This is a genomic window from Vineibacter terrae (assembly GCF_008039615.1).
Lineage (GTDB): Bacteria > Pseudomonadota > Alphaproteobacteria > Reyranellales > Reyranellaceae > Vineibacter > Vineibacter terrae.
The window spans coordinates 15,502-39,440 of the sequence record NZ_VDUZ01000041.1 but is presented as its reverse complement, the minus strand read 5'-3'; the positions used below and the strand labels follow the sequence as shown (position 1 = coordinate 39,440).

Genomic DNA, 23,939 nt, shown 5'->3' with positions numbered 1-23,939 from the left:
CTACCGAGGGCGATCTCCATGCGCATCATCGATTACTTCCACCATGGCCTTCAGCGCGATCCGCAGCGCCTGGCCTTCGTCGATCCCGACAAGTCGTATACCTTCGCTCAGGCTGACGAGATGTCGGCACGCATCGCGGGCGGACTGTTCGCTGCCGGCACGCCGGACGGAGCCCGAGTGGCGGTGTACTCGCCCAACGATGCGCTCGCTTTCGTCTGCATCGTCGCGGCGATGCGGCTTGGTTGTCCCTGGGTTCCGGTGAACGTGCGCAATCCGGTCGAGGTCAACGCGGCCTTTCTCCGCCAGGCCGGCTGCTCGGTGCTGTTCTTCCACAGTTCGCTGGCCGCCGACATGCGCGAGATCGCGGCACGCACGCCGAGCGTGAAGACCATCGTCTGCATCGACAGTCAGGACCCGGCCGCCACTCATTCGCTTGATATCCTGATGGCGCTGGAGCCTGGCCCGGTGCCCGAAGTTCCCGACGATCCGGACCGCGTGATCGCCATCGTGCCCACGGGCGGGACCACCGGGCTGTCCAAGGCGGCCGTATGGACGCACCGGACCTGGGACGCGGTGACTGCGGCGCTGTGGACGAGCTGCCCCGCCAGGGGAGCGCCGGTGCATCTGGTGGCCGCGCCGATGACGCACGGCGCCGGCGCCGTTGCCATGTGGATGATCCCCGGCGGCGCCACCTCGGTGGTGCTGCGCAAAGCGGAGCCAGTCGCGATCATGGAGGCGATCCAGCGGCACCGCGTCACGCACATGTATCTGCCGCCGACGCTGATCTACATGATTCTCGCGCATCCGGACGTCCGCCAATACGACTACAGCTCCCTCCAATACCTGATCGTCGCGGCTGCACCGATCGCGCCGGACAAGTTCAGGGAGGCGATGGAGGTGTTCGGTCCCTGCATCTGCCAATCCTTCGGCCAGGCCGAGGCTCCGATGCTGCTGACCTTCCTGTCCACGGCCGACCTGCTGGAGGCGACGGCGCCGGGCGCTCCGGCCCGCTTCGCGAGCTGTGGACGCGCGACCCTGGGCACGCGCGTGGAGATCATGGACGACGAGGGCAACCTCCTGCCGCCCGGCCGCAAGGGCGAGATCGTCGCGCGCAGCGGCATGGTGTTCCAGGGCTACCTGCTCAATCCGCGCGCGAATGAGGAGGCAAGGCGCTTCGGCTGGCACCACACGGGGGACGTGGGCTTCAAGGACGAGCAAGGCTTCGTCTACATCGTCGACCGCAAGAAGGACATGATCGTCACGGGCGGCTTCAACGTTTTCAGCGTCGAGGTCGAGCAGGTCATCCTGGGCCATGCCGCGGTGCAGGACTGCGCGGTGATCGGCGTACCCGATACCAAGTGGGGCGAAGCCATCAAGGCCGTGGTCGAACTCAAGCCCCATGCGCAGGCGGACGCCGCGGAAATCCAGGAACTGGTACGCGTCCGGCTCGGCGGCGTGCAGGTGCCCAAATCGGTTGAGTTCTGGGAACAGCTGCCGCGCAGCAACAACAACAAGGTGCAGAAGACCGAGATCCGCAAGCGGTTCTGGGAAGGCCGCGAGCGTCTGGTCTGATGTCACGGAGGGATCTCAAATGAACGACACGGATGTCTACGTCGTCGGCAGCCACTGCATGCCGTTCGGCCGGTGGCCGAACAAGTCGCTGAAGGAGCTGACACGACAGGCCTACCTGGGCGCCCTGGCCGACGCGGGCCTGGCCCGCGGCGACGAGATCGAGGCGGCCTGGTTCGGCAGCTGCCTCATGCATGTCTGGGGCCAGTCCGCCATCCGCGGTAACGTGTGCTTCATCCCGCTGGTGCGGGAAGGTCTGTTCCCGGACCGGGCGCCCATCATCAACGTCGAGGGTGGTTGCGCAACCGGCAGCCTGGCGCTGGCCGGCGCCTATAAGGAGATCAAGGCCGGCGACGCCCAGCTCACGCTGGCCATCGGCGTGGAGAAGCTCTACGACCCCGTGGATCCGGCGCGCGTGCTCGCCGCGTTCGCGCAGGGCATGGACCAGATCGACCCACAGGACTGGATCGGCCACTACGGCGCGGTCGCGCGCGGCCTCGGCCGCAGCTTCAGCACCGGGCCGGACCGCTCCGCGCCCATGGACACCTATGCCATGCAGGCTCTGCTGCACATGCAGCACTACGGTACCACCGTGGAGCAGATCGCCTATGCCTGCGCCAAGAACCACAACGCCGGCGCGCTCAATCCCAATGCCCAGTACCGCTTCACGACCACGCCCGAAGCGGTGCTGGCGGACCGGCTGGTGAGCGAGCCGCTGACCCGCTCCATGTGCGCGCCTATCGGCGATGGGGCAGCCGCAGCACTGGTGTGCTCGGGCGACTGGCTGCGCCGCCAGCCACCCGAGGTGCGCGCGCGTGCCATCGCCATTCGCGGCATCGGACTCGCGGGCGGCAAGTATCGGGCTCTGGACGAGCCCGGCCTGAGCCGCGCTGCCGCCGACCGCGCCTACCGGATGGCGGGGATCGGCCCTGCGGATATCGATGTGGCGGAAGTGCATGACGCCACCTCGTACTGCGAGCTCTATCAGTGCGAGATGCTGCGCCTATGTGGCGAGGGTGAAGGGGGGCCGTTCGTCGCGAGCGGGGCTACGGCCCTGGGTGGCAAGGTGCCGGTCAACACGTCCGGGGGCTTGGTGTCCAAGGGCCACCCCATAGGCGCTACCGGGCTGTCCATGTGCGCTGAACTGGTCACCCAGCTGCGCGGCGAGGCCGGGCCACGCCAGGTCGAGGGTGCCAGCATCGCGGTGCAGGAGAACGGCGGCGGCGTGATCGGCCTCGAAGAAGCTCTGGCTGCGGTCGTGGTCTACGGGCGGTCGTGATGGGAGCCGCAACGCCGCCGCTCAGCCGCGCATGGTGTTGGGCAGCCAGAGCGCGATCTCGGGCCAGAACGCGAGCATCGCGATGACCAGGAGCATCAGGGCCACGTACGGGGTCGAGCCGATCGCGACCTCGGCGAATTTGTGGCCGCCGGAGATGGCATGGATGGTGAACAGGTTGAGGCCCACGGGCGGCGTGATCTGGCCGAGCTCGATCAGCACGGTGAGGACGACGCCGAACCACACGAGGTCGAAGCCGAAGGCCTTCACCACCGGCAGCAAGACCGGCAGGGTCATGTAGATCATCGAGATGCCGTCGACGAAGCATCCGAGCACGATGTAGAGCATGACCAGGGCGACGAAGAACTCCCACTTGCCCAGGCCGAGGCCCATGATCCACTCGCTGACGGTCCGGCTCACGCCGGAATAGGTGAGGGCGGTGGACAGGATCTGGGCACCGATGATGATCAGCGTCACCATGCAGGTGGTCTTCACCGTGGACATCAGCGCTTCGGCGAAGACACGGCGGGAGAAGGCACGATAGCCCACCGCGAGCAGGATGGCGCCGAAGGCGCCGAGCGCCGAGGCTTCGGTCGGCGTTGCGATGCCGGAATAGATGCTGCCGAGGACCACGACCAGCAGGCCCAGGACGGGAAAGACGTGGACGACGTCGCCGGCCGGCGGTCTTGCCCCTTTCGCGCCGCGCGGCGGCGCATAGTGCGGCTTGTACAGCAGCAGCAGCGCGATGAAGGTCATGAAGACGGCAGCCATGAGCAGGCCGGGCAGGACGCCGGCCATGAACAGCCTGGCGATCGATTCCTCCACCAGGGCGCCATACAGCACCATGATGATGCTCGGCGGGATCAGGATGCCGAGCGTGCCGCCGGCGGCCAGCGAGCCGAACACCGTCCGCGGTTCGTAGCCGCGCTTGAGCATCTCGGGAATGGCCACGGTTCCCACCGTGGCGGCGGTGGCGACGCTGGATCCCGAGACCGCGGAGAACACCGCGCAGCTCGTGATGTTGGCGTGCAGCAGGCCGCCGGGCAGGCTGCCGAGCAGGACGACGACGCCGCGGTAGAAATAGCCGCTGACGCCGCTGCGCAGGATGACCTCTCCCATCAGCAGGAACATCGGCACGGCGATCAGGATGTAGCTGTTGGCGTTGTTCCAGACCACCGAGGAAAGCGCGGTGAGGCCGAGCAAGCCCTTGCTGAGGTAGAGCACCAGCACGCCACAGATGCCGAGCGCGAAGGCGGTCCATTGGCCGGCCGTCAGCATGACGGCAAGGCTCGCGATCAGGATCAGTGTCAGCAACTCGAGATTCATGGGATCCGGTCACCAGGGAGCGATGAACAACGCGGGCGTGATCGCACGGCCGGTCAGGGAATGTTGCGGAAGCGGGCAACGAGCCAGGCGAGCAGCTGCAGCAACAGGATCGCCAGGCCGATCACCATGACCGACTGGGGTATCCATTCGGGCGTCTCGATGATCGATACGGCGCGCGTGTCGTGCTGCAGCGCGTAGAGGACATGCCGCGCGCAGACCCAAAGCATGATCGCCGCGAACGCGATCGACGTAAGCCCGATCAGCCAGCGCAGCGCTGATCCGACAATGCCCCGGGCGCGATCGTACAGAATCTCGACGCGGATGAAGCCGCCCTCGCGCAAGGTCCAGGCCAGCCCGAGAAAGACCGCTGCGGCGTTGAGGTAGCCGGCGATCTCGTCGGTCACCAGCAGTGAGACCCGGAACTGGCGCAGCGCCGTCTCGGCGCACACCATCACGAGGATGGCGACGATGGCGGCAGCGGCAAGCAGAGCGCCGGCATGCGCTATGCGCCCCACGACACGATCGACCGCGCCGCGGTCGGGTGGATTGGCGCTGGCGGTCGGCGGCGGTGATTGCACGGCTCACTCCTTCAGGTACCGGCGTTCGACGCGGCCATCCCGACGAATATCGACAACCTGGATTCGCTTCACTTGCCGAGGGCGGCCCGGATCTCCTTGAGCATGGCGACGCCGTTGGCGCCGTGGCCGGACGCCCATTGCTCCCAATACGGCTTCATCTTCTCGATCAGGGCGTCGACCTGCTCCTTCGGCGGCACGAACAGATCGACCTTGTATTTGGTCTTCAACGTATCGAGGTCCTTTGCCTCGTCGCCGAGGTTGGCAGCGCGGAAGCGCGGCGCATAGTCCTTGGCCACGGCATCAAGCTTCGCTCGCGTATCGGCGTCGAGCTTGTCGTATGCGGCGACGTTGACCAGCGTGTAGTCAGGCCCGCCGATATGAACATCCCCGAGCCAGCCCCATTGCACGAATTCGTACCATTTCGCGCCGATGATATTGAAGCCTGCGGTGATGAACCCCTCGGCGACGCCGCGCTCCATGGCGACCGGCACCTCGGCCGTGGTCAGGCTGACGGAGGAGGCGCCGAGCTGCTTCAGCATCTCGGCCTGCTTGCCGTCGGTGGAGCGTATCTTGCGCCCCTTGAAATCATCGACAGTCTTGATCGGCTTGCCGCGGCCGAAGATGTTCTGCACCGGCCAGGTGTGGTGGAACAATGTCTGCACGCCCGACTTCTTGAACTCGACGGCTGTGTACTTGTCGATGATCGGCCAGACTTTCTCGAGCTCCTCGCCGTTGCGCACCAGAAACGGCAGGCTGGCGATCGAGGCCAGCGGCACGGCGCCTGAAATGAAACCCTGGTAGCCCTCGGAGAGCTGCACCTGGTTGTCGCCGGTGACCTTGACGACCTCGGTGGCGCGGAACGGCAGCTCGCCGGCAGGACGCACGATGATGTCGAGCTTGCCGCCGGTGGCCGTCTTCACCTCGTCAGCGAAGGCCTTGTAGCGCAGCGTGATGGGATGCGTGACGCCGACCATGGAGTACATGTCCCATTTGACCGGAGACTGTGCGGTGGCGCGGCTGCTCGCGGCAGCGGCACCAAGCACGCCCAGCACGACGGAACGTCTGTGGATGGTCAGCATGCGATCCCTCCCAAATCGCCCGCGTGGGCGGGCTGCGTGACAAGACGCAACGGGCCGGCTCCGAGCCGGCGGCTGCGCCGCAAGGTCATGGCGATTCGCGGATATGCGATGGCTGCTGCCGGAAACGCCGCTTGATGTTTCCCCGATAGCCGCTCGGTCGACGGCTTGGACGTAACGTTCCATTGCCTGACAGGCGATGTCAACAAGTCGGCGGCGTGCGTTCCGCAACGGGCGCTATACTGGAATACGCAAGAAGTAGGCGGCGTCTACAACCGCATAGCCGCCGTCATCCCGAGCGTAGCGAGGGATCTCCTGCGAAAGACGCATGGTGCGCCATTCGCAGGAGATCCCTCGCTGCGCTCGGGATGACGTGTGTGTCTCGGGAATCGCCAGAAGGCCCGCTGCTCGAGGTAAGCTTTCACGGCAGAGCTGCCACGCCATCGGAACACTGTCTCTCGGGCGCAGGCGCGGTTAGTACAGATCCACAAGCAAGCAACACGACGGGATGGAGAAGCGCATGGCACAGCGGGACAACGGCAGCTATCCGGTGGTCTGGCCGCGCGGCGCCAAGACGGTCGACATCAAGCCGCTGGCCAGGCGGCTCGATACGCTCGAGGGCAAGACGATCGCGTTCCTGTGGGACAATCTGTTCCGCGGCGACGAAATCTGGCCGATGCTCAAGGAGGAGCTGTCGCGCCGCTACTCGAACATGACGTTCATCGACCATGATGCGTTCGGCTCGACGCATGGCGACGAGGAGCATCGGGTGCTGGCGGAGCTGCCGGGCAAGATCAAGTCGCTGAAGATTGATGCCGTCGTTTCCGGCATGGGGTGTTGAGGGAGCTGCACGCCCGCCGTGTTGCGGGTCAGCGCGATTGCAGAAGAAGCCGGCGTGCCGACGTCGTCGCTGTGCTGCGAGGGCTTCCTCGGGCAGGCCAAGACGACGTCCGTCGGCCTGGGTTATCCCAACCTCGCCCTGGCCACCGTTCCAGGGCATGTCGACGTTCAGACCGATGCCGACCTGCGCCGCAATGTGCTCGGCACCACGGTCGAGCATGTGATCCGGAACCTGACCGGCGAGATCGCGGCCGTGACCGCGGTCAAGGACCCCGACCCGCAGGAGATCGTGCTCGACGGCAGCTTCGAGGAGGTCAACCGGCTGTTCCTGGAGAATGGCTGGAGCGACGGGCTGCCGATCGTGCCGCCGACCAAGGAGAAGATTGCGGCGTTCCTGGCCTTCACGGACCTTGCGCCGGATCATCTGATCGGCAAGCTGCCGCCCGACAACCGTCTGGCCACGGTATGGAACGTCGCCGCGAATGGCGTCATGGCCGGCTGCCGCCCGGAGTACATGCCGATCCTGGTGGCGCTGGCGGAGGCCATGGCCGATCCGGAGTACGGGGTCGAGCATTCCGGCAATACGCCGGGCGCCGAGACGCTGATCGTGCTCAACGGTCCGCTGATCAAGCAATTGGGCTTCAACTACGAGCAGGGCGCGCTGCGCGACGGCTTCCAGCCCAACACCTCGGTTGGCCGGTTCTGGCGGCTTTACCTGCGCAATGTCGCCGGCTTCCTGCTGCATCAGAACGACAAGGGGACCTTCGGCAACACCTGGCGCGTGGTGCTGGCCGAGAACGAGGACTGCCTCGCCAGGCTCAACTGGCCGACGGTGTCGGTCGACATGGGCGCGCCGGCCGGCGACAGCGCAGTGACGATCTCGCGCTTCACCGGCGGCAACGTGATCGTCTCCGTGTTCGGTGACAGCGCGGAGAAGGTGCTGCCCTATCTCGGCAACGCGCTGGTCATGCACACGGGGTGGGAGCTGGTTTTCACCGTCGGCCTGGCGACCGGCACCTATCGGCCACTGCTGGTGCTGAGCCCGCTGATCGCGGAAACCATCGCCAGGACGATGACCAAGCAGGACATGCAGAGCTGGCTGTACGAGAACGCGCGCATGCCTGCGCACCTGTTCGAGAAGTATCTCTGGGGTTGGACCAACCTCGTGCCCGGCAAGCGCACGCTGAACGACTGGGTGCGGCTGGGCAAGCTGCCCAGGGCCTTCGCGGGCAACGATCCCAATCGCCTGGTGCCGGTGGTGACGAGGCCCGAGCACATCATGATCGCGGTGTCGGGCGATCCGCTGCGGTCCAACTGCTATCTGTTCGTGCACAACGGAATGCTCGGCTTCCCGACCACGAAGACCGTCAAGCTGCCGCAGAGCTGGCGGGCGCGCCTGCGCGACGCGCAGGCCTGATGGCCGGACCGGCCGCCGCATGACCGACAGCGACAGCCTGTGGCTCGTCGTGCCGGCCGGCCAGCAGGCTTCCGGCGCGTGGGTCGACGACACGCTGAAGCAGCGCGCGGCCGAGCAGGGCATGAGCGGCAGGGTGCCGCTCGCCGCCGACTTCCCGCGCCAGCGCGTCGAAGTGGTGCGCGGACCGAACGCGGCGGAACGCGTCCAGGAGCTGTTTCTCCGCCGGGGCTGGACTGACGGCCTGCCGGTGGTGGCGCCGACCATCGCTCGCGTGAAGGCGGCGCTGCGTTTCACGTCGCGGGGGCCCGCCGAGGTGCTGGGCGAGGTCGAGCCGCTCAAAGGGCTGGCCACTACGGAGCGGGCCGCCGCCAACGCCGTGATGGCGGGGTGTCGGCCGGAGTATCTTCCAGTGGTGCTGGCCGCGGTCGAGTGCCTGCTGGATCCCGCGTTCAACCTTCGCGGCGTGCAGACGACCGATGAGAACGTGACGCCGCTGCTGGTCGTGAACGGACCCGTGGCGCGCTTGCTGGCGATCAATGGCGGGTTCGGCGCGCTGGGGCCGGGTTGGCAGGCGAACGCCACGATCGGCCGCGCCATCCGGCTGGTGATGAACAATATCGGCGGCGGCTGGCCGGGGGCGGTATCCTTCGCCGGCCTGGGACAGCCGGGACGCTACACGCTGTGCCTGGCCGAGAACGAAGCGCAAAGCCCCTGGGCGCCGCTGCATGTCGAGGCCGGAATGGCGGCGGACCAGAGCGCCGTCACGCTGACGCGGGCGGAGAGCGTGATCAACGTGACGGGCGGGCTGCGCGAGATTGCCAGCGTCATGGGCTCGGCGGCGTCGGGCTTCGGCATCCTATGGAGCGGCCGGCCGACGGTGCTGATCGCGCCTGCGGTCGCAGCGGACTGCGCCCGGCGCGGCCTGGGCAAGGACGAGGTGCGCCGCTTCCTCTGGGAACAGGGGCGTTGGCGGCGGGCGGACTGGGAGAAATCCTGGCTCACCGAGCGCATCCTGGCCAATCGGCGCTGGCCGGACTGGGTGGAGGCGGAAGCGAGCCGCGGCGACATTCCGGCGACCCGCACGCCTGATGACATCGTGCTCGTGGTCGCGGGCGGCGACATCCCGATTCCGCAGAATGCCTATTGCCCGTCATGGGGATTCCCGCCGGCCCGGATCACGCGCGAAATACGCCTGCCGGCCGACTGGACGCAGCTTCTCGCGGATGCGTCGGAGGATGCGGAAGCGCTCGTCGCGCGATAAGGTCGCCGACCGCCGGAGGCCGGAGAAGATCATATGGCAGGAAGCAGGTTCGACATTGCGGTGATCGGCGGCGGCATCGCTGGTCTCACGGCCGCCCATCATGCGGCGCTGGCCGGATGCTCGGTGGTGCATTTCGTCGAGGACGGCCTGCCGGGCGGGCTGGTGATGAACGTGGGCGCGCTGGACGGATGGCCCGCCACCGGCAGCGTCGCGGGCGCCGAGCTAGCCGGCGGCCTCGTCGGGCAGAACGAGACGCTGGGCGTCACGCTGATCCCGTCGCGCATCGACGCGATCAAGGGCGGCGCGACGCGCACGCTGCGTGGCCCGGAGGGCGCCTGGCGCGCGAACCAGGTGATCGTGGCCACCGGCGCCGCCCTGAAAACATTGGACGTCCCCGGCGCGGCGCGGCTCGCGGGGCAGGGTGTGTCGCAGTGCGCATGGTGCGACGGCGGCCTCTATCGCGGTGCCGAAGTCGTGGTTGCGGGCGGCGGAGACGCGGCGCTGTCGGAAGCGCTGCATCTCGGCCAGTTCGCCAGCAGGATCACGATCGTCACGCGCGGCGAGCAGTTCCGGGCCCGCCGGAGCTACGTGTCGCGCATCGCCACGGACGAACGCTTCGGGCTGCGCTTCGCGAGCGAGATCACCGAAGTGCTGGGTTCCTCTTGTGTCGAGGGCGTCCGCGTGCGCGACAGGGAAACCGGCAGCGAGGAGCAGATTGCCTGCAGCGGGCTCTTCGTGTTCGTCGGGCTGGCACCCCACGCAGCGTTGCTGGGGCCGGAGGTGACGCGTGACGCCGCCGGCTTCGTGGTCACCGACGGGCGTTTCGAAACCACCCTGCCGGGGGTGTTCGCGGTCGGCGCGGTGCGCGCGGGCTACGGCGGCCGGCTGACCCAGGCCGTGGCCGAAGCGACCACTGCCGCCGAGCTGGCGGCGCAACGCTGCGAGACATGACGATATGAACGCGCGCAGGACGGTCTTCTACGGCGCGGTCGGGCCGCTGCTCACGCTGTACGACCTCGATGTCGAGGCTGCGGCGCTGATCGGCCCCGCTGCCTCAGAGTCACGGCGATCGCATATGGCGTCGGGTTGCCGAATCTCAGCGACGGCTTCTACCTTCCCCCGCTTGCGGGGGAAGGTGCCCGAAAGGGCGGATGGGGGTGTCGCAACAGCGCAGATGCTGATGGGATGCACCATATGCGTTGAAGCGCCCCCCATCCGGCGCTTCGCGCCACCTTCCCCCGCAAGCGGGGGAAGGTAGTCGAAAACAGACACTTCCGACCATGTGCGATAGCCCTACGCTCAGAGCGGCCGCACCGTCGCGTTTTCCACGTCGACCGCGACACCGTAGTCGCGGCGAGCGCCGTCGACGCTGACGAAGCCGTCGCGCACGTCCTGCAGGATGCGTTCGGGATCGCGGGCGCGCGGATCGCCGTAGCCGCCGCCCCCTGGCAGGCGGATGACCAGCCGTTCCCCGGTCTGCAGCGTGGAGCGTCCGATCGGCGGCACGGGCCGGCCCTCGATCGCGTAGCCGTGCGGGCTTCCCGCGGCGCCGCCGCGGATGCCCGCCGGTGGGAAAGCGGTCTGGCGGCCGAAGAAGGCGAGGGCCAGCGGGCCGGCGCGGTCATTGCACATGACGATCTCCTGGCCGAGCCCGCCACGATAGCGCCCGGCGCCGCCGGAATCCGGGATCAGCCGCTTGCTCTCGATGGTGGTTCCGTAGAGGTTTTCCCAGACCTCGGTCGGCGTGACGCGCATGCTGGCAGGCGTCGGGATCGTCGCCATGCCGTCCATGCCGTCCATGGCGCCATAGCCGCCGGCGCCGAAGAACATGGTCGAGATCTCGCGGCCATCCCCACGGCGGCCCTGGATGCTCACCAGGTCCATCATGCCGGACTGGGCCTGCACCCGATGCGGCAGGGCGTCGGCGAGGGCGCCGATCACCAGTGGCGTCACGAAGTGGCCGACCACATGCCGCCCCGCCGTCGGCGCCGGCGGCAAGGCGTTGAGGACGCAGTTCTCCGGCGCCGAGAAATGCAGCGGCCGGGTCGAGCCGTCGTTGGCGGGCAATGTCGGCACGGTGAGCAGACGGAGCGCGAAGATCGACATGGCGCGCGTGTAGCAGAAGGGCACGTTGACGCCGCCCTGCACCAGGCCATCGGTGCCGGCGAAATCGACGTGGATCTCGTCGTCCCGCACATCGCAGGTGACGGCGAGCGTCAGCGGCGTGCCCAGCCCTTCGATCTGCACGCGGTTGGCGTAGACCCCGTCGGGGATACACCGGATCGCTGCGCGCATGGCCCGCTCCGACTGGCCGAGCAGGGCATCGGCCAGCACGCTCAGGTCGTCGATCTCGTACTCGTCCATGAACTCGACCAGCAGCCGCTCGCCGAGCTCGTTGCAGGTGACGTTCGCCATCATGTCGCCGATGACCTGGTCGGCGACGCGCACGTTGCTGCGGATGATGGAGATGATCGTGCGGTCGAGAACCCCGTCCCGCATCAGGCGGCAGGCCGGCAGGTGCAGGCCTTCGGCGAACTTGTCGGCCGTGTTGGCGGAGAAGCCGACGCCGCCCATATCCGCCATGTGGGTGTCGCTGAAGGTGAAGCCGACGAGCTCGCCGCGCCGGAACGCCGGACGGACGAAGTTCATGTCGTAGATGTGTCCGGTGCCGTGCCAGGGATCGTTGGTGATGAAAAGATCGCCGGGGCGCATCTCCGCGATGGGGAAGCTCTCGGCGATGTAGCGCACGGTGTTGGCGGCGGTGCCGCTGTGCCCGGGCGCGCTGAGGCGTCCTTGCGAGATCGGACGTCCCTTCGCGTCGAACAGCACCACGGACAGGTCGTAGCTCTCGCGCACGATGGTCGAGAAGGAGGTACGCACCAGCGCGGTCGTGATCTCGTTGGTGACCGCATTGAGGCGATCCCACATGATGCCAAGGCTGACGGGATCGAGCTGGCGCATGCTCAGTTCCTTCCGGAGAGGGCAATGTCGGCGATCAGGTTCAGATCGGCATCGACGCGTACCGCGTCGCCCGAATTGATGACGCAGGTGGATTCCCGCTCCTCGATCAGCGCCGACCCGGCGACCACGTCACCGGGCTGCAACGCATAGCGGTCGTAGACCGGACAGTCGACGAGGTCGTCGGCCTCCGGCCGGTAGACCCGCCTGCTGCCCTTCAGCCGAGCCCCGCCCTCGATGCCCGCGAGATGGCAGCCCTTGGCCATCGCCGGTCGCGGACCGAGCGCCTCGACCTTGAGGTTCACGATCTCCAGCGGCTCGTTCAGCTGGGCGGCAGAGAAGATGCGCGCGTACTCGTGGCTGAACAGGTCCGGCAGGTCGGCAACGCCGGTCAGGCGCCCGTCCGGATCCGGCAGGACCACCTCGATCTCGTAGCCCTGGCCGCGATAGCGCATGTCGAGGCGGCGTTTCACCCTGATGTCGCGCGCCGGGACGCCGGCACGGTCGAGGAAGGACGTGGCCTCGGCGATCGGGGCGGCAAACGCAGCGGCGAGGTCATGGTCGGTCAGGCGATCCACGGCCAGCGGATGCGAACGGACGGTTTCGAACGACAGCGGGCTCACCAGCAGCCCGAAGGCCGACATGACACCGGCGCCGACGGGGAAGATCACACGCGGTATGTGCAGGATGCGGGCGATGCGCGCGGCGTGGATCGGGCCGCACCCGCCGAAGGCGGTCATGGTGAAATTGCGGTAGTCGTAGCCGCGTTCGGAGGCGTGCAGGCGGAACGCCTGCGCCATGTTCTCGTTGACCGTCTGGTGCACGCCCCAGGCGGCGCGCATCAGCGAGACACCCAGCGGTTCGGCCAGGCGCTGCCGCATCGCGATGCCCGCGGCCTCCAGGTCGAGCCGCATGCGCCCGCCCAGGAAGAATGCCGGATCGAGGAAGCCGAGCAGCACGTTGGCGTCGGTGATCGTCGGCTCGGTCCCGCCGCGGCCGTAGCATGCCGGGCCCGGCACGGCGCCGGCGCTGCGTGGCCCCACCCGGATGACGCCGCGCTCGTCGATGTCGGCGATGCTGCCGCCGCCGGCCCCGATCTCCACCATGTCGATAACAGGGATCTTGACGGTGAAGCCGCTGCCGGCCTTGTGCTCATGCACATGCGCGACTTCCAGCTCGTATTTCTTCTGCGGCTCGCCGCCGATGACCAGCGCGCCTTTGGCCGTCGTGCCGCCCATGTCGAAGGAGAGCAGGTTGGGTGCTTCCAGCAGCCGGCCGAGGTGGCTCGACATCAGCACGCCGGCGGCCGGGCCGGACTCCAGCAGGCGGACGGGAAAGCGCCTTGCCGTCGCAGGTGTCACCGTGCCGCCATTGGAAGCCATGATGTAGAACTGGCCGGCGAAGCGCATGCCGGCGAGCCCGTCTTCCAGGCGCCGCAGGTAGGTATCGGCCATCCGCTGAGTGTAGGCGTTGATCGTCGTCGTCGTCCAGCGCTCGAACTCGCGCATGAACGGCAGCACCTCGGCCGAGGTCGAGACCGGCAGGTCGGGGAATGCGCCTTTGACAATGGCGCGAATGCGGTTCTCGTGGGCTGGCTGGACGTAGGCGTGCAGCAGGCAGACCGCGAGGCTTTCGGCGCCGCGCTCGACCGCACGGGCGACCACGCTGCGCACCTCGTCCTCGTCGAGCGGGCGGCGGATCTCGCCGTCCGGGCCGACACGCTCGTTGACCTCGAGCTGCAGCGTGCGCTCGACCAGCGGCCGAGGGTACTTCAGCCGCATGTCGAACTGGTCGTACCGGTTCTCGATGCCGATATCCAGCACGTCGCGAAAGCCGGCCGTCGTCAGCATCGCGCACCGGCTGCCCTTGCGCTCGATCACGGCGTTGGTGATGAGCGTGGTGCCGTGGATCAGCGCCGTGACGTGCTCGATCGGCGCGCCGGCCATCTCCAGCAGCTCGTGCACGCCCTGCAGCACGGCCCTGGCGGGATCGTCCGGCGTGGTCAGCAATTTGTGGATGGTCATTGCGGAATTGCGCTCGTCGAACAGCGCAAGATCGGTGAAGGTTCCCCCGATATCGACACCCAGGCGATAGCTCACAAACTCCCTCCGACGTGCATCTTATGCGTGGCGCGGCGCGTCCCGGCTGCTTGCCCCGGTTTCAGGCCGACGCGCCATCGATCCTGTCGGACTGCACCGCATGCGCCAATGCTGATTGGGCACGTCTGACCTGCGCCCTTGCGCACAGCGCGGACCGGTGGATGCGGTACTGTTGACAGCGATAGACGAACCGAATGGGAGGAGCCCGTGCACGACATGGTGATTCGCGACGGCCTGATCGTCGACGGAACAGGAGCGGCAGCCTTCCATGGCGACGTGGCGCTCAATGGCGACCGCATCGTGCAGGTCGGCGGCAAGGCCGGCCCCGGACGCCGCGAGATCGCGGCCGCCGGCCGTCTCGTGACGCCGGGCTTCGTCGACATTCACACCCACTACGACGGCCAGGCGACCTGGGACCCGTGGCTGGCGCCGTCGTCATGGCATGGGGTCACCACGATCGTGATGGGCAATTGCGGCGTCGGTTTCGCCCCGGTGCAGCGCGACCGGCACGAATGGCTGATCGGCGTGATGGAGGGTGTCGAGGACATCCCCGGCACGGCCCTCTCGGAGGGCATTCCCTGGGGCTGGGAAAGCTTTCCGGAATATCTCGATGTACTCGACCGCATGCCGCGCGCGATCGATATCGGCGCCCAGCTGCCGCACGGCGCGTTGCGCGCCTATGTCATGGGCGAGCGCGGCGCGACCAACGCTCCGGCGATGCCCGACGAGATCGCGCGCATGGCGGATCTGGCGGCCGAGGCCATGTCGGCAGGGGCGCTGGGCTTCACCAGCTCGCGCACGAACGTGCACCGCGACAAGCACGGCAACCACATCCCCGGCTATGAGGTCGCGGTCGATGAGTTGATCGGCATTTCGGCGGGTCTGCGCCGCGCCGGCAAGGGGGCGATCGGTGTCAACGTCGACTTCCGCGACGTCGACGATGAGATCGCCTGGATGCGGCGCCTGCAGCGCATCAGTGGACGGCCGGTGTGGTTCCTGCTGGTGCAGTTCAATGACGATCCCGACAAGTGGAAGCGCATCCTGGCGGCGACGAAGCGCGCCAGCGAGGAGAACGAGCCGCTGCTGGCGCAGGTGGCCGGCCGGCCGATCGGCTTCATGCTGGGCCTGGAGAGCAGCCTGCACCCGTTCGTGTCCAGGCAGGCGTACCGGGCGATTGCCGAGCTGCCGCTGGCGGACCGGGTCGCGCGGATGCGCGATCCGGCCGTGCGCGACGCGATCGTCGGGGAGCGGGTGAGCCACAGAAGCGACATCATGCGGACGGTGACGCAGCGCTTCGACCGCATGTTCCGGCTGGGCGACCCGCCTGACTACGAGCCGCCGCCCGAGCTGAGCGCCGAGGCGATCGGCCGGCGCGAGGGCCGTGACCCGGCCGAGGTCGCCTACGACATGCTCCTCGAGCGCGATGGGCAGGAGCTCCTGTTCATGCCGGCCTTCAACTACGCCGCCGGTGACCACGCCGATATCGCCGCCATGATGGCGCATCCCAACACCTTGCTCGGGCTCTCCGACGGTGGTGCCCATTGCGGGCTGATCTGCGACGGCAGCACGCCGACCTACATGCTGACCCACTGGGCGCGCGACCGCCGGCGGGGCCCGAAGCTGGCGCTGGAGGAGGTGGTGCGCCAGCAGACCAGCGGCACCGCGGCGCTCTATGGCCTTGCCGATCGCGGCGTGCTGGCGCCAGGGCGCAAGGGCGACCTCAATGTCATCGACTTCGATGGGCTGACCCTGCGCGCGCCGGAGATGGTGCGAGACCTGCCGGCCGGTGGCCGCCGGCTGGTGCAGCGGGCCGACGGCTATGACGTCACCATCGTGTCAGGTGCGGTGACGCGGCAGGACGGCGAGGCGACGGAGGCGCTGCCGGGCAAGCTGGTGCGGGGCGGGACGTGAAGGGACCGCTCGAAGGGGTCACGGTCCTCGACTTCACGCAATACATCGCCGGGCCGGTCGCGACCCGGCAGATGGCCGAGCTGGGCGCCGAGGTCATCAAGGTCGAGCTTGCGCCGAAGGGCGACCAGGCGCGTGCCCTGCCGCTGATCAGGGACGGGCGCAGCGCCTATTTCGTGCAGCACAATCTTGGGAAGAAGAGCCTCTGCCTTGATCTGCGCAAGCCGGCGGCGATCGAGGCCCTGAAGGCGATGCTGCCGAAGATCGACGTGGTGGTGGAGAACTTCTCGCCGGGCGTGATCGGCAGGATGGGGCTGGGCTGGGAGGTGGTGCACGCCATCAATCCCCAGATCATCATGTGCTCGATCTCGGCCTTCGGGCAAAGCGGCCCGTTGGCCGAGCAGCCGGGCTTCGACTTCATCGCGCAGGCCTATACCGGCGTCACCTCGATGATCGGCGAGCCGGACGAGGCGCCGCCGTTGACCGGCATCGCCGTCGGCGATGTCGGCGCCGGCATCAGCGCCCTGGCGGCCATCAACGCGGCGCTCTACTGGCGGCGCGGCCCGGGCGGGACCGGCCAGTATCTCGATATCTCCCTGATCGACTTCTACTTCCACACGCACGGCCTGTCGGTCGAGCTGCACAGCGCCAGCGGCGGCACGGTCCATCCGCACCGCACCGGCCGCTACCACACGCAGCTGGCGCCGCTGGGCGTGTTCCGGTCGCGCGACGGCTACATGATGGTGGTGCCGGTCAGCGATGACATGTGGCGGCGGCTGACCGTCGCCATGGGGCGGGAGGATCTGCAGACCGATCCGCGATTTGCCGAGAACGCGGCGCGCATGGCGAACCGCGACGCGCTGGTGGCGATCATCGAGGCCTGGCTCACGGCGCAGCCCAGCGACGAGGCGGCGCTGGACGTGCTGCGCCGCAGCCGGGTGCCCTGCGCGCCGGTGTTGAGCGTCGCGCAGGCGATGCGCAATCCGCACCTGCTGGCGCGCGGCACGATCCGCGATGTCAACGACCCGGTGCTGGGGCGCTTCCAGGTGCCGGGCAGCCCGCTGAACTTCTCGGCGTTTCCGCAGGCGACCGGCCTCGTCGCTCCGGACCTTGGCGAGCACAACGCCGAGATCCTGGCGCGCTGGGCGGGCTACGGCGGCGCCGACATCGAGCGGCTTGCCGCCGAGGGCGTGGTCCATGCCATCCCGTCCCGCCGGCTCCGACCGTGGCCTGAAAGCGCCTGATGGCGCGCGGATCCGGGCTTGGCGATCCTGCGATGCTTCTCCGCCAATCGCGCGGCCGGCGCGATGGTCGCCAGGACGGTCTCGAGCTTGTTCTTCCAACTGTTGACGACGCCTGCGCCTCCGCTCATCATCGTGTCGAAGCTGCCGTGGGCCACGTCGCGCGGGTCGTCCTTCCTGGAGCTGCCGACGACGGTGTCGTGGCGCTCAGCCAGCAGGGCAAGTTCCCGTCTCGGCCCGGCGGATTTGTTCTTCAGTTCGCAGGAGTCGGGAACTTCAGCGCGTCCTTGGCGTTGCAGCGGCATCCCGCACCTGTCGCCGTCGGGTATCGGTAGCGAGAGCAATCCAAGGCGGCCCTGAACGGCGACCGGCGCCTGAAGCGCCAGCACGTTGGACGCGAGGCCGTGCCTTGGGGAGCATCACGTCAGCCTCGTGGAAAAGCGCAGGAGGTTGCGATGGAACTCAAAACCCGTGACCAGATCGACGCAATGGCGGCCACGTCCCCGGCGGACACGCACGCCGCAAGACCGGCCATGACGCGGCGAGCGAAGCTGGAACGATGGGCGGCGCTGCTCGATGCGCACAGTGGATGCGTGCGGCCGCTGCGGGGCATCGAATTCCTGTCGCCCGACCAGCGCGCGAGCTTGCGCAGCGCGGATTCACCGCTGGCGCTGGCGGCGAGCGACCCGGTCCTGAGGGCTGAGGGGCTGCGCAATGACGCGTTCGGCCACGGCTCCCGTTTCTTCGAGCTGACTTCGGGCGAAGCGCACCGCCTGCTGTGCGATTGCCACTACGGCGGCAGGATGACCCCGAAGGAGCTGGCGTTTCGACTGCGCTTCGTCGCCCGGCATCCCATCCTGTCGCGGTTCATCGGCTGACGCCGGGCGCCGTCTGACAATCAGCAGCCGGGCTCGCGCCCGCGGCCGACCCCGGCGGCTGTTGTTGCGTATGAACCAGGGCGACCTGTCGGCCGAGGCGGGTCCGAACCGAGACGTCGGTCATCGGCGAGGTCGCGGCCTTCGACCTTCTGCGCGGCAAGCCCAGCCAAGAGATGGCGGGCATTTGATGCAGCTCAAGGTCCACCATCCGCGTGTGGGCTAGATTTGCACCGAAATCCGTGCGGGAGGGAGGCGCATGTATCGGCACATTCTCGTTCCTATCGACGGTTCCCCGCTTTCGGCAAGCGCTGTGGGCAAGGCCGCGGCGCTGGCCAAGGCGCTGGGGGCCCGGATGACGGTGATGACGGTCACCGAGCCCTTTCACGTCTTGGCCGTCGATCCCGTGATCGTGACCGCTACGCCGGCCGAGTATGAGCGGCTTACGGCCGAGCACGCCGGGCGGTATCTCTCGGCGGCCGAGGCGGAGGTCGCAGCCGCAGGCGTTCGATGCGCAACTTTGCATGTGAAGGACGAGCACACCTATCAGGCTATCATCGACACCGCCGCCAAGGAGGGGTGTGACCTGATCGCCATGTCGTCGCACGGCCGGCATGGCCTGGCGGCGCTGCTGGTCGGCAGCGAGACGATCAAGGTGCTCACCCATTCGAAGATTCCGGTGCTCGTCTATCGCTGATCGGCGGGTGAAGGATGCAGCACCAGGCGAGTCCGCAGCGGTATGAGCGCGCCGTGCCGCGCTATACCAGCTATCCCACGGCGGCACAGTTTCATGCCGGCGTAGACGGATCGATCTACGGTGAATGGCTGCGCACCTTGCCGGGCGGCCAGCCGATCGCGCTATACGCACATGTGCCGTTCTGCCGGTCGATCTGCTGGTATTGCGCCTGCCACACGCGGGTCGCCCGCCAGCTGTCACAGATCGAGGCATACGCCGGGTTGCTTGAGCGCGAGCTCGACCTGCTGGCCGCCGACCTGGGCGAGGGCAGAAAGCTGATGGCGATGCAGCTTGGCGGCGGCACGCCGACGGAGCTCGGCGGCAAGGCGCTGCTCCGAATCGTGAACCACGTCATGAGCCGCTTCACGCCAGTGTCCGATGTCGAGATCTCCATCGAGACTGATCCGCGCTACGTGACACCGGACCTGGTGGATATTCTCGCGGCGGCTGGCGTGACGCGCGTCAGCATCGGTGTGCAGGATTTCGATCCGGCGGTGCAGCGCGGCATCAATCGAATCCAACCCGAGGCCATGACGGCGGACTGCATGCGGATGCTGCGCACCGCAGGCATCGAGCGCATCAACGTCGACCTGGTCTATGGCCTGCCGCACCAGACGCTTGGAACGCTGGCCGCGACGCTGGCGACGACCGTGCGCCTGAGGCCGTCACGCGTTGCAGTCTTCGGCTATGCGCACGTGCCTTGGATGGCCAAGCGGCAACGTGCCATCGATGAGGCGGCACTGCCTGATACGGGCCAGCGCCATGCCATGGCCTGCCTCGTGGCCGAGATATTGACGAAGGCCGGCTATCGCCAGATCGGCCTCGATCACTATGCCCTGCCTGGCGATCCGTTGGCGATCGCAGCCGATACGGGCCGTCTGCGGCGCAACTTCCAGGGCTATACGGACATCCAGGCGGACACGTTCATCGGCATCGGTGCCACAGCGATCTCCAGCCTGCCCGGCGGGTTGGCGCAGAACACGGGGGCTCTGGACGCGTATGAGGCCGCGATCCGCGACCGGCGGTATGCAACGGCGCGGGGCGTGCATATGACTTCGAACGATCTGCTGGTCGCCGATGTCATCGAACGCCTGATGTGCGAATTCGAGGCCGATCTGCCGCATATCGCGCGTCGGCACGGGATGCCGGAAGACATCTTCGACGACGATGTCAGGCGGCTGCAGTCGTTTGCAGATGAAGGGCTGATCGCGTTGCAGGATGGCCGGTTGCGCGTCACCGAGGCTGGCCGTTTGGCCGTGCGGCTGATCTGCGCTGCATTCGATCACCACCTGCCAACATCGGATGCCCGGCATTCGCGCGCCATCTGATGGCGCCGGAGGAGGCCATGCACAAGGCGACACTCACCATCCTTGACGAGCATCGCTCGCTTGCGGCCGTGTTGCACGGTCTGCGCTACCTTGCCAGGAACGCGGTGAAGCGAGGGGCCACGCTCGATTTCCGCCTGCTCGAGGCGATGGTCGCCTACATCGAGGGCTTCCCCGAAGCATGCCATCATCCCAAGGAAGACGCCTATCTCTTCCGGCTGCTGCGGCTGCATGCGCCCGACGCGGCGCCGACGTTGGACGAGCTTGCAGCGCAGCATCGTGACGGAAAGAACCGTCTCGCTCATCTCGGGCGGGCACTGGCTGAATACCGGGAGTGCGTCGAGATACCGGTGCCGGTCGATGCTGACGCCTTGTCCAATTCCGGCTGGGGCAGAATCAGGTGTCTGACGGCTGCAGCCGCGTTCCTTGATTCGGTCGAAAGCTATGCGACGTTTCACTGGAAGCACATGCGGATCGAAGAAGACGTGGTCTTGCCTCTCGCCGAGAAAACTTTCAGCGCAGCCGACTGGGCGGAGATGGATGCAGCATTCTCGAGCCATCAGGATCCGCTGCACGGCGCCGGCACGAACGGCGGCGATTTCCGGGCGTTGTTCACGCGGATCGTCAACCTCGCACCTGCGCCGATCGGCCTCGGGCCCGCGCTCGATGCGGCTGACGGCGACACAACGACGCTCGAACTCCTGCGATCCGGGCGCTTCGGCCAGGATGAGGGCGCGGCAGGCAGAGCGTGACGCGCACGACACGTGAGAGGTGTTCCACGGCGACGGCAAAGGCCGTCACGAGCTACGGCAAGGTTCGCCTTATTTCTCTATAACTTATTGATTTTCTTTGGAGTTTTGTTCTGGCGTCCCCAACGGGATTCGAACCCGTGTTACCAACGTGAAAGGCTGGTGTCCTAGGCCTCTAGACGATGGGGACAGCTAGAGCGGCCGTTCGTCTACAGTGTCGGTCCCCGGGAATCAAGAGCTTGCGGGTATCTGCCGCTGGAAAGTCAGGCTGATGTAAGCTTTCCACAACATCGGCGGACCATTTGAGCGAGCAGCCATAAAACCGCGTCGGTTCGTCTTTCGGATAGCCCTCGTTTGCCGCCGCCCTGAAAATTCCTGCGCCGACGGCAAGGCGATCCAGGCACCGGCCGCCGTGCCGGTCGGCGTTGGCTAGGGGAGAGAGGGATTATGTTCAGAAAAGTGATGGTTCTGGGCGCGACCGCAGCCCTTCTGAGCGCATGCGGCCAGCCCGAGCAGGCTGCGGCGCCGCCGCCGCCGCCGGCGCCGCCACCCGCGTCATACATGGTGTTCTTCGACTGGGACAGCACGGCGCTGTCGCCACAGGCGTTGAGCACGGTCAAGCAGGCGGCGGCTGCCTTCAAGGCCAGTGGCAGTCCCGGCATCACCGACACTGGCCACACCGACAAGTCGGGCGCGGACGCCTACAACATGGCGTTGTCGTTGCGGCGCGCCAACACGGTCAAGGCCGCCCTCGTGCACGAGGGCGTGCCGGCGGCGTCGATCACCACCGTCGGCCGCGGCGAGACCCAGCCGCTGGTGCCGACCGCCGACGGCGTGCGCGAGCCGCAGAACCGCCGCGTCGAGCTCACCGGCGGCCAGGTGGCAGCGGCGCCCAATGACTTGGCCTACTGCAAGGAGATGGCCGCCAGATACCGCCGCTACCTTGGCAACACGCAGGCCGACGGCGATGCCGGGTTGGCGCTGTCGCAGTGCGACGGCGGCAACCCGGGCCCGGCGATCCCGGTGCTGGAGAAGCTGCTGACCGACGCCAGGATCGCGCTGCCGCCACGCATGTAGCAGCGCCGCCAGGCGCGGGCGTTGTGGATGATCTGCGGGAAAGGCGGCCCAGACGCGCCTTTCCCGCCGGCACGTCGAGCGCCGGCGTTGTCATCCTGGGTGTTGCCTACGACGTGGCATCACGGGTCGGTGACACACCTGTCATCCCGAGCGCAGCGAGGGATCTCCCGCGAATGGCGCACCGTGCATCCCTGGCGGGAGATCCTCGCTGCGCTCGGGATGACAGTGGCGACCCACCTTCCACCGATCGCGAGTGCTACCGCGGCGGGCGTCCGCGCAGGAAGGCGGCGCGGTCGGCGGGACGCTCGATATGCGTGGCGAGCCGCTGCCACAAATCGTCGAGGTTTGCCGAGGCATCGAGCTCGCGGCGCACGAGCACGCGCGCGATCGGTCCGATATAGCGCGTGAGGTCGGCCTGGGCCCGGTCGAGATCGGCCTGGATGATCGGCAGCTTCGCCGCCGTCGTGGGGGCGTTGGCGACCTGGGTCGCGAGGCCGGCGCCCAGCAGCCCACGTACGTCGCGCAGGAAAGCGTCGCGCAGGTCGGCCCGCTCGATGCTGGCGGCGACGGACTGGCACAACTCGTCGAGCGACGATGTCTTGTTGCCGGCGTTGCGCACGAGAAAGCGGGCGATGGGCCCGACATAGTACGCCAGCTTGCGCTCGATCTCGGCCACGGGCGATACGGCCGGCGCCGGCGCTGGAGGCATTGCCGCCGGGCCGCCGGCTGGCGCCGCCACGGGGCGGGGCGGCTCGATGCCGCGCACCGCGTCGGCCAGGGCCGCCGACATCCGCAGCGCCGACTCGAAGCGCTGCGACGGATCGCGCGCCAGCGCGATGCTCATGAACGACGACAGCGCCGGCGGCGCCTCGGGCAGGTGCTGCGACAGCGGCGCCGGGGCGGCGAACAGCATCGGATCGGCGACCTCGTAGAAGCTGCGGCCGGCGAACGGCAGCACGCCGGTCAGCAGCTCGTAGAGCACGGCGCCGGTCGAGAACAGGTCGCTGCGCGCATCGACCGCCTCGCCGCGCCGCTGCTCGGGCGACATGTAGTTGGGTGTGCCGATCAGGGCGCCGGTCTGCGTCAATGACGAGCCGCCCAGGCGCGAGATGCCGAAATCCGTCACCTTGACGTGGCCGTCGATGGCAAGCAGGACATTGGCCGGCTTGATGTCGCGATGCACCACGCCGTGTCCGTGCGCGCAGCCCAGCGCGGCGAGCACCTGATGCACGATCCAGGCGGCGCGATCGACCGGCGTGCGCCGGCTTCCCTGGATCACCTGCGCCAGGCTCGAGCCGTCGATGAATTCCATCGCGATGTAAGGGTTGTCCTCGTGCAGGGCGTAGTCGTAGATGGCCACGATGTTGGCGTGAGCGCAGCGGCCTGCGGCCTGCGCCTCGCGCTGGAAGCGCTCGACGAAGCCGCGGCGCTCGTCGCCCTCGAGCAGGTCGGCGCGCACCAGCTTCAGCGCCACCGTGCGGTCGATCAGCGGATCGTGCGCCCGGTAGATCACACCCATCGCGCCGCGGCCGATGGTCGACTGGATCACATAACGGCCGATTCGCGCCGGTATCGAGGGCTGCGCCATTTGATCCTAGCTGCCGGGCAGCTGCCGCACGGTGATATCG

19 protein-coding genes and 1 tRNA gene are annotated in these 23,939 nt (G+C 67.8%); 12 read left to right on the top strand and 8 right to left on the bottom strand.

Going from position 1 to position 23,939, the window contains the following annotated elements:
* Positions 1 to 18 precede the first annotated feature (18 nt).
* Both FHP25_RS29295 and FHP25_RS29290 read left to right on the top strand, forming a co-directional pair.
* Positions 19 to 1,572, top strand: a complete 1,554-nt coding sequence (locus tag FHP25_RS29295) for a class I adenylate-forming enzyme family protein (protein WP_147850534.1) — start codon at positions 19 to 21, stop codon at positions 1,570 to 1,572.
* Between the two features lie 19 nt (positions 1,573 to 1,591).
* Positions 1,592 to 2,848, top strand: coding sequence for a thiolase family protein (locus FHP25_RS29290; protein WP_147850533.1), 1,257 nt, complete (start codon positions 1,592 to 1,594; stop codon positions 2,846 to 2,848).
* 21 nt (positions 2,849 to 2,869) lie between these two features.
* On the opposite strand, the gene FHP25_RS29285 is transcribed toward FHP25_RS29290, so the two are convergent.
* The 3 genes from FHP25_RS29285 to FHP25_RS29275 all read right to left on the bottom strand — a co-directional run bounded on the left by FHP25_RS29285 (position 2,870) and on the right by FHP25_RS29275 (position 5,828).
* Entirely contained in the window at positions 2,870 to 4,171 is a 1,302-nt protein-coding gene (locus FHP25_RS29285) for a TRAP transporter large permease (RefSeq protein WP_147850532.1), read from the bottom strand.
* A gap of 53 nt (positions 4,172 to 4,224) precedes the next feature.
* A complete protein-coding gene (locus tag FHP25_RS29280) occupies positions 4,225 to 4,749 on the bottom strand; it encodes a TRAP transporter small permease (RefSeq protein ID WP_147850531.1) in 525 nt (174 codons plus the stop codon).
* Between the two features lie 68 nt (positions 4,750 to 4,817).
* Complete coding sequence (locus tag FHP25_RS29275; RefSeq protein WP_178133873.1) at positions 4,818 to 5,828, bottom strand: TRAP transporter substrate-binding protein; 1,011 nt, start codon at positions 5,826 to 5,828, stop codon at positions 4,818 to 4,820.
* A 505-nt stretch (positions 5,829 to 6,333) separates the two neighbouring features.
* Here FHP25_RS29275 and FHP25_RS29265 point away from each other — a divergent pair.
* From FHP25_RS29265 to FHP25_RS29255, 3 genes are read left to right on the top strand one after another with little or no spacing between them, the layout of a single operon-like run.
* The gene (locus tag FHP25_RS29265) at positions 6,334 to 8,082 is read left to right on the top strand and encodes a UGSC family (seleno)protein (protein ID WP_456243305.1); all 1,749 of its coding nucleotides are present in this window, start codon (positions 6,334 to 6,336) and stop codon (positions 8,080 to 8,082) included.
* A 19-nt stretch (positions 8,083 to 8,101) separates the two neighbouring features.
* Entirely contained in the window at positions 8,102 to 9,343 is a 1,242-nt protein-coding gene (locus FHP25_RS29260) for a hypothetical protein (protein WP_147850527.1), read from the top strand.
* 33 nt (positions 9,344 to 9,376) lie between these two features.
* Positions 9,377 to 10,294 (top strand): NAD(P)/FAD-dependent oxidoreductase, encoded by a 918-nt coding sequence (locus FHP25_RS29255; RefSeq protein ID WP_147850526.1) that lies wholly within the window; start codon positions 9,377 to 9,379, stop codon positions 10,292 to 10,294.
* 348 nt (positions 10,295 to 10,642) lie between these two features.
* Here FHP25_RS29255 and FHP25_RS29250 read toward each other — a convergent pair whose 3' ends face one another.
* A complete protein-coding gene (locus tag FHP25_RS29250; protein ID WP_147850525.1) occupies positions 10,643 to 12,304 on the bottom strand; it encodes a hydantoinase B/oxoprolinase family protein in 1,662 nt (553 codons plus the stop codon).
* A 2-nt stretch (positions 12,305 to 12,306) separates the two neighbouring features.
* The gene (locus tag FHP25_RS29245) at positions 12,307 to 14,400 is read right to left on the bottom strand and encodes a hydantoinase/oxoprolinase family protein (RefSeq protein ID WP_147850524.1); all 2,094 of its coding nucleotides are present in this window, start codon (positions 14,398 to 14,400) and stop codon (positions 12,307 to 12,309) included.
* A gap of 216 nt (positions 14,401 to 14,616) precedes the next feature.
* Between FHP25_RS29245 and FHP25_RS29240 the strand changes: the two genes are divergently transcribed.
* Together FHP25_RS29240 and FHP25_RS29235 are read left to right on the top strand one after the other, a co-directional pair.
* Positions 14,617 to 16,311: an N-acyl-D-amino-acid deacylase family protein gene (locus FHP25_RS29240; protein ID WP_231712522.1), complete on the top strand. Its 1,695-nt coding sequence runs from the start codon at positions 14,617 to 14,619 to the stop codon at positions 16,309 to 16,311.
* Positions 16,308 to 17,552, top strand: a complete 1,245-nt coding sequence (locus FHP25_RS29235; protein ID WP_147850522.1) for a CaiB/BaiF CoA transferase family protein — start codon at positions 16,308 to 16,310, stop codon at positions 17,550 to 17,552. Before FHP25_RS29240 ends, FHP25_RS29235 begins: the two co-directional genes overlap by 4 nt.
* Here FHP25_RS29235 and FHP25_RS29230 read toward each other — a convergent pair.
* Positions 17,459 to 17,854: a hypothetical protein gene (locus tag FHP25_RS29230; protein WP_147850521.1), complete on the bottom strand. Its 396-nt coding sequence runs from the start codon at positions 17,852 to 17,854 to the stop codon at positions 17,459 to 17,461. The genes FHP25_RS29235 and FHP25_RS29230 overlap by 94 nt on opposite strands.
* A 150-nt stretch (positions 17,855 to 18,004) precedes the next feature.
* Here FHP25_RS29230 and FHP25_RS29225 point away from each other — a divergent pair, with 150 nt between their 5' ends.
* The 4 genes from FHP25_RS29225 (at position 18,005) to FHP25_RS29210 (ending at position 21,237) form a co-directional block, all read left to right on the top strand.
* Complete coding sequence (locus FHP25_RS29225; RefSeq protein ID WP_147850520.1) at positions 18,005 to 18,427, top strand: hypothetical protein; 423 nt, start codon at positions 18,005 to 18,007, stop codon at positions 18,425 to 18,427.
* Between the two features lie 256 nt (positions 18,428 to 18,683).
* Positions 18,684 to 19,121 (top strand): universal stress protein, encoded by a 438-nt coding sequence (locus FHP25_RS29220; protein ID WP_147850519.1) that lies wholly within the window; start codon positions 18,684 to 18,686, stop codon positions 19,119 to 19,121.
* Between the two features lie 14 nt (positions 19,122 to 19,135).
* Positions 19,136 to 20,488 carry an oxygen-independent coproporphyrinogen III oxidase gene (hemN, locus tag FHP25_RS29215; RefSeq protein WP_147850518.1) on the top strand — a complete coding sequence of 451 codons (1,353 nt, stop codon included), beginning with the start codon at positions 19,136 to 19,138 and terminating at the stop codon, positions 20,486 to 20,488.
* A gap of 17 nt (positions 20,489 to 20,505) precedes the next feature.
* Positions 20,506 to 21,237: a hemerythrin domain-containing protein gene (locus FHP25_RS29210; RefSeq protein ID WP_178133871.1), complete on the top strand. Its 732-nt coding sequence runs from the start codon at positions 20,506 to 20,508 to the stop codon at positions 21,235 to 21,237.
* A 111-nt stretch (positions 21,238 to 21,348) separates the two neighbouring features.
* Here FHP25_RS29210 and FHP25_RS29205 read toward each other — a convergent pair.
* A tRNA-Glu gene (locus FHP25_RS29205) sits at positions 21,349 to 21,424 on the bottom strand.
* Positions 21,425 to 21,681: 257 nt separating this feature from the next.
* On the opposite strand from FHP25_RS29205, the gene FHP25_RS29200 reads away from it, so the two are divergent.
* On the top strand, positions 21,682 to 22,311 hold the full coding sequence (locus FHP25_RS29200; protein WP_147850516.1) for an OmpA family protein: 630 nt from the start codon (positions 21,682 to 21,684) through the stop codon (positions 22,309 to 22,311).
* Positions 22,312 to 22,567: 256 nt separating this feature from the next.
* Here the strand turns inward: FHP25_RS29200 and FHP25_RS29195 are convergent, their stop codons facing one another.
* Entirely contained in the window at positions 22,568 to 23,899 is a 1,332-nt protein-coding gene (locus FHP25_RS29195; protein ID WP_147850515.1) for a serine/threonine-protein kinase, read from the bottom strand.
* Positions 23,900 to 23,939: the final 40 nt, after the last annotated feature.

Bases quoted from the DNA above. Each gene is read 5' to 3' on its own strand.
- FHP25_RS29260 (WP_147850527.1), top strand. From the start codon at position 8,102: ATGACCGACAGCGACAGCCTGTGGCTCGTCGTGCCGGCCGGCCAGCAG.
- FHP25_RS29240 (WP_231712522.1), top strand. From the start codon at position 14,617: ATGGTGATTCGCGACGGCCTGATCGTCGACGGAACAGGAGCGGCAGCC.
- FHP25_RS29225 (WP_147850520.1), top strand. From the start codon at position 18,005: ATGGAACTCAAAACCCGTGACCAGATCGACGCAATGGCGGCCACGTCC.
- FHP25_RS29275 (WP_178133873.1), bottom strand. From the start codon at position 5,828: ATGCTGACCATCCACAGACGTTCCGTCGTGCTGGGCGTGCTTGGTGCC.
- FHP25_RS29195 (WP_147850515.1), bottom strand. From the start codon at position 23,899: ATGGCGCAGCCCTCGATACCGGCGCGAATCGGCCGTTATGTGATCCAG.
- FHP25_RS29290 (WP_147850533.1), top strand. From the start codon at position 1,592: ATGAACGACACGGATGTCTACGTCGTCGGCAGCCACTGCATGCCGTTC.
- FHP25_RS29200 (WP_147850516.1), top strand. From the start codon at position 21,682: ATGTTCAGAAAAGTGATGGTTCTGGGCGCGACCGCAGCCCTTCTGAGC.
- FHP25_RS29285 (WP_147850532.1), bottom strand. From the start codon at position 4,171: ATGAATCTCGAGTTGCTGACACTGATCCTGATCGCGAGCCTTGCCGTC.
- FHP25_RS29210 (WP_178133871.1), top strand. From the start codon at position 20,506: ATGCACAAGGCGACACTCACCATCCTTGACGAGCATCGCTCGCTTGCG.
- hemN (WP_147850518.1), top strand. From the start codon at position 19,136: ATGCAGCACCAGGCGAGTCCGCAGCGGTATGAGCGCGCCGTGCCGCGC.
- FHP25_RS29295 (WP_147850534.1), top strand. From the start codon at position 19: ATGCGCATCATCGATTACTTCCACCATGGCCTTCAGCGCGATCCGCAG.
- FHP25_RS29230 (WP_147850521.1), bottom strand. From the start codon at position 17,854: ATGCCGCTGCAACGCCAAGGACGCGCTGAAGTTCCCGACTCCTGCGAA.
- FHP25_RS29250 (WP_147850525.1), bottom strand. From the start codon at position 12,304: ATGCGCCAGCTCGATCCCGTCAGCCTTGGCATCATGTGGGATCGCCTC.
- FHP25_RS29255 (WP_147850526.1), top strand. From the start codon at position 9,377: ATGGCAGGAAGCAGGTTCGACATTGCGGTGATCGGCGGCGGCATCGCT.
- FHP25_RS29220 (WP_147850519.1), top strand. From the start codon at position 18,684: ATGTATCGGCACATTCTCGTTCCTATCGACGGTTCCCCGCTTTCGGCA.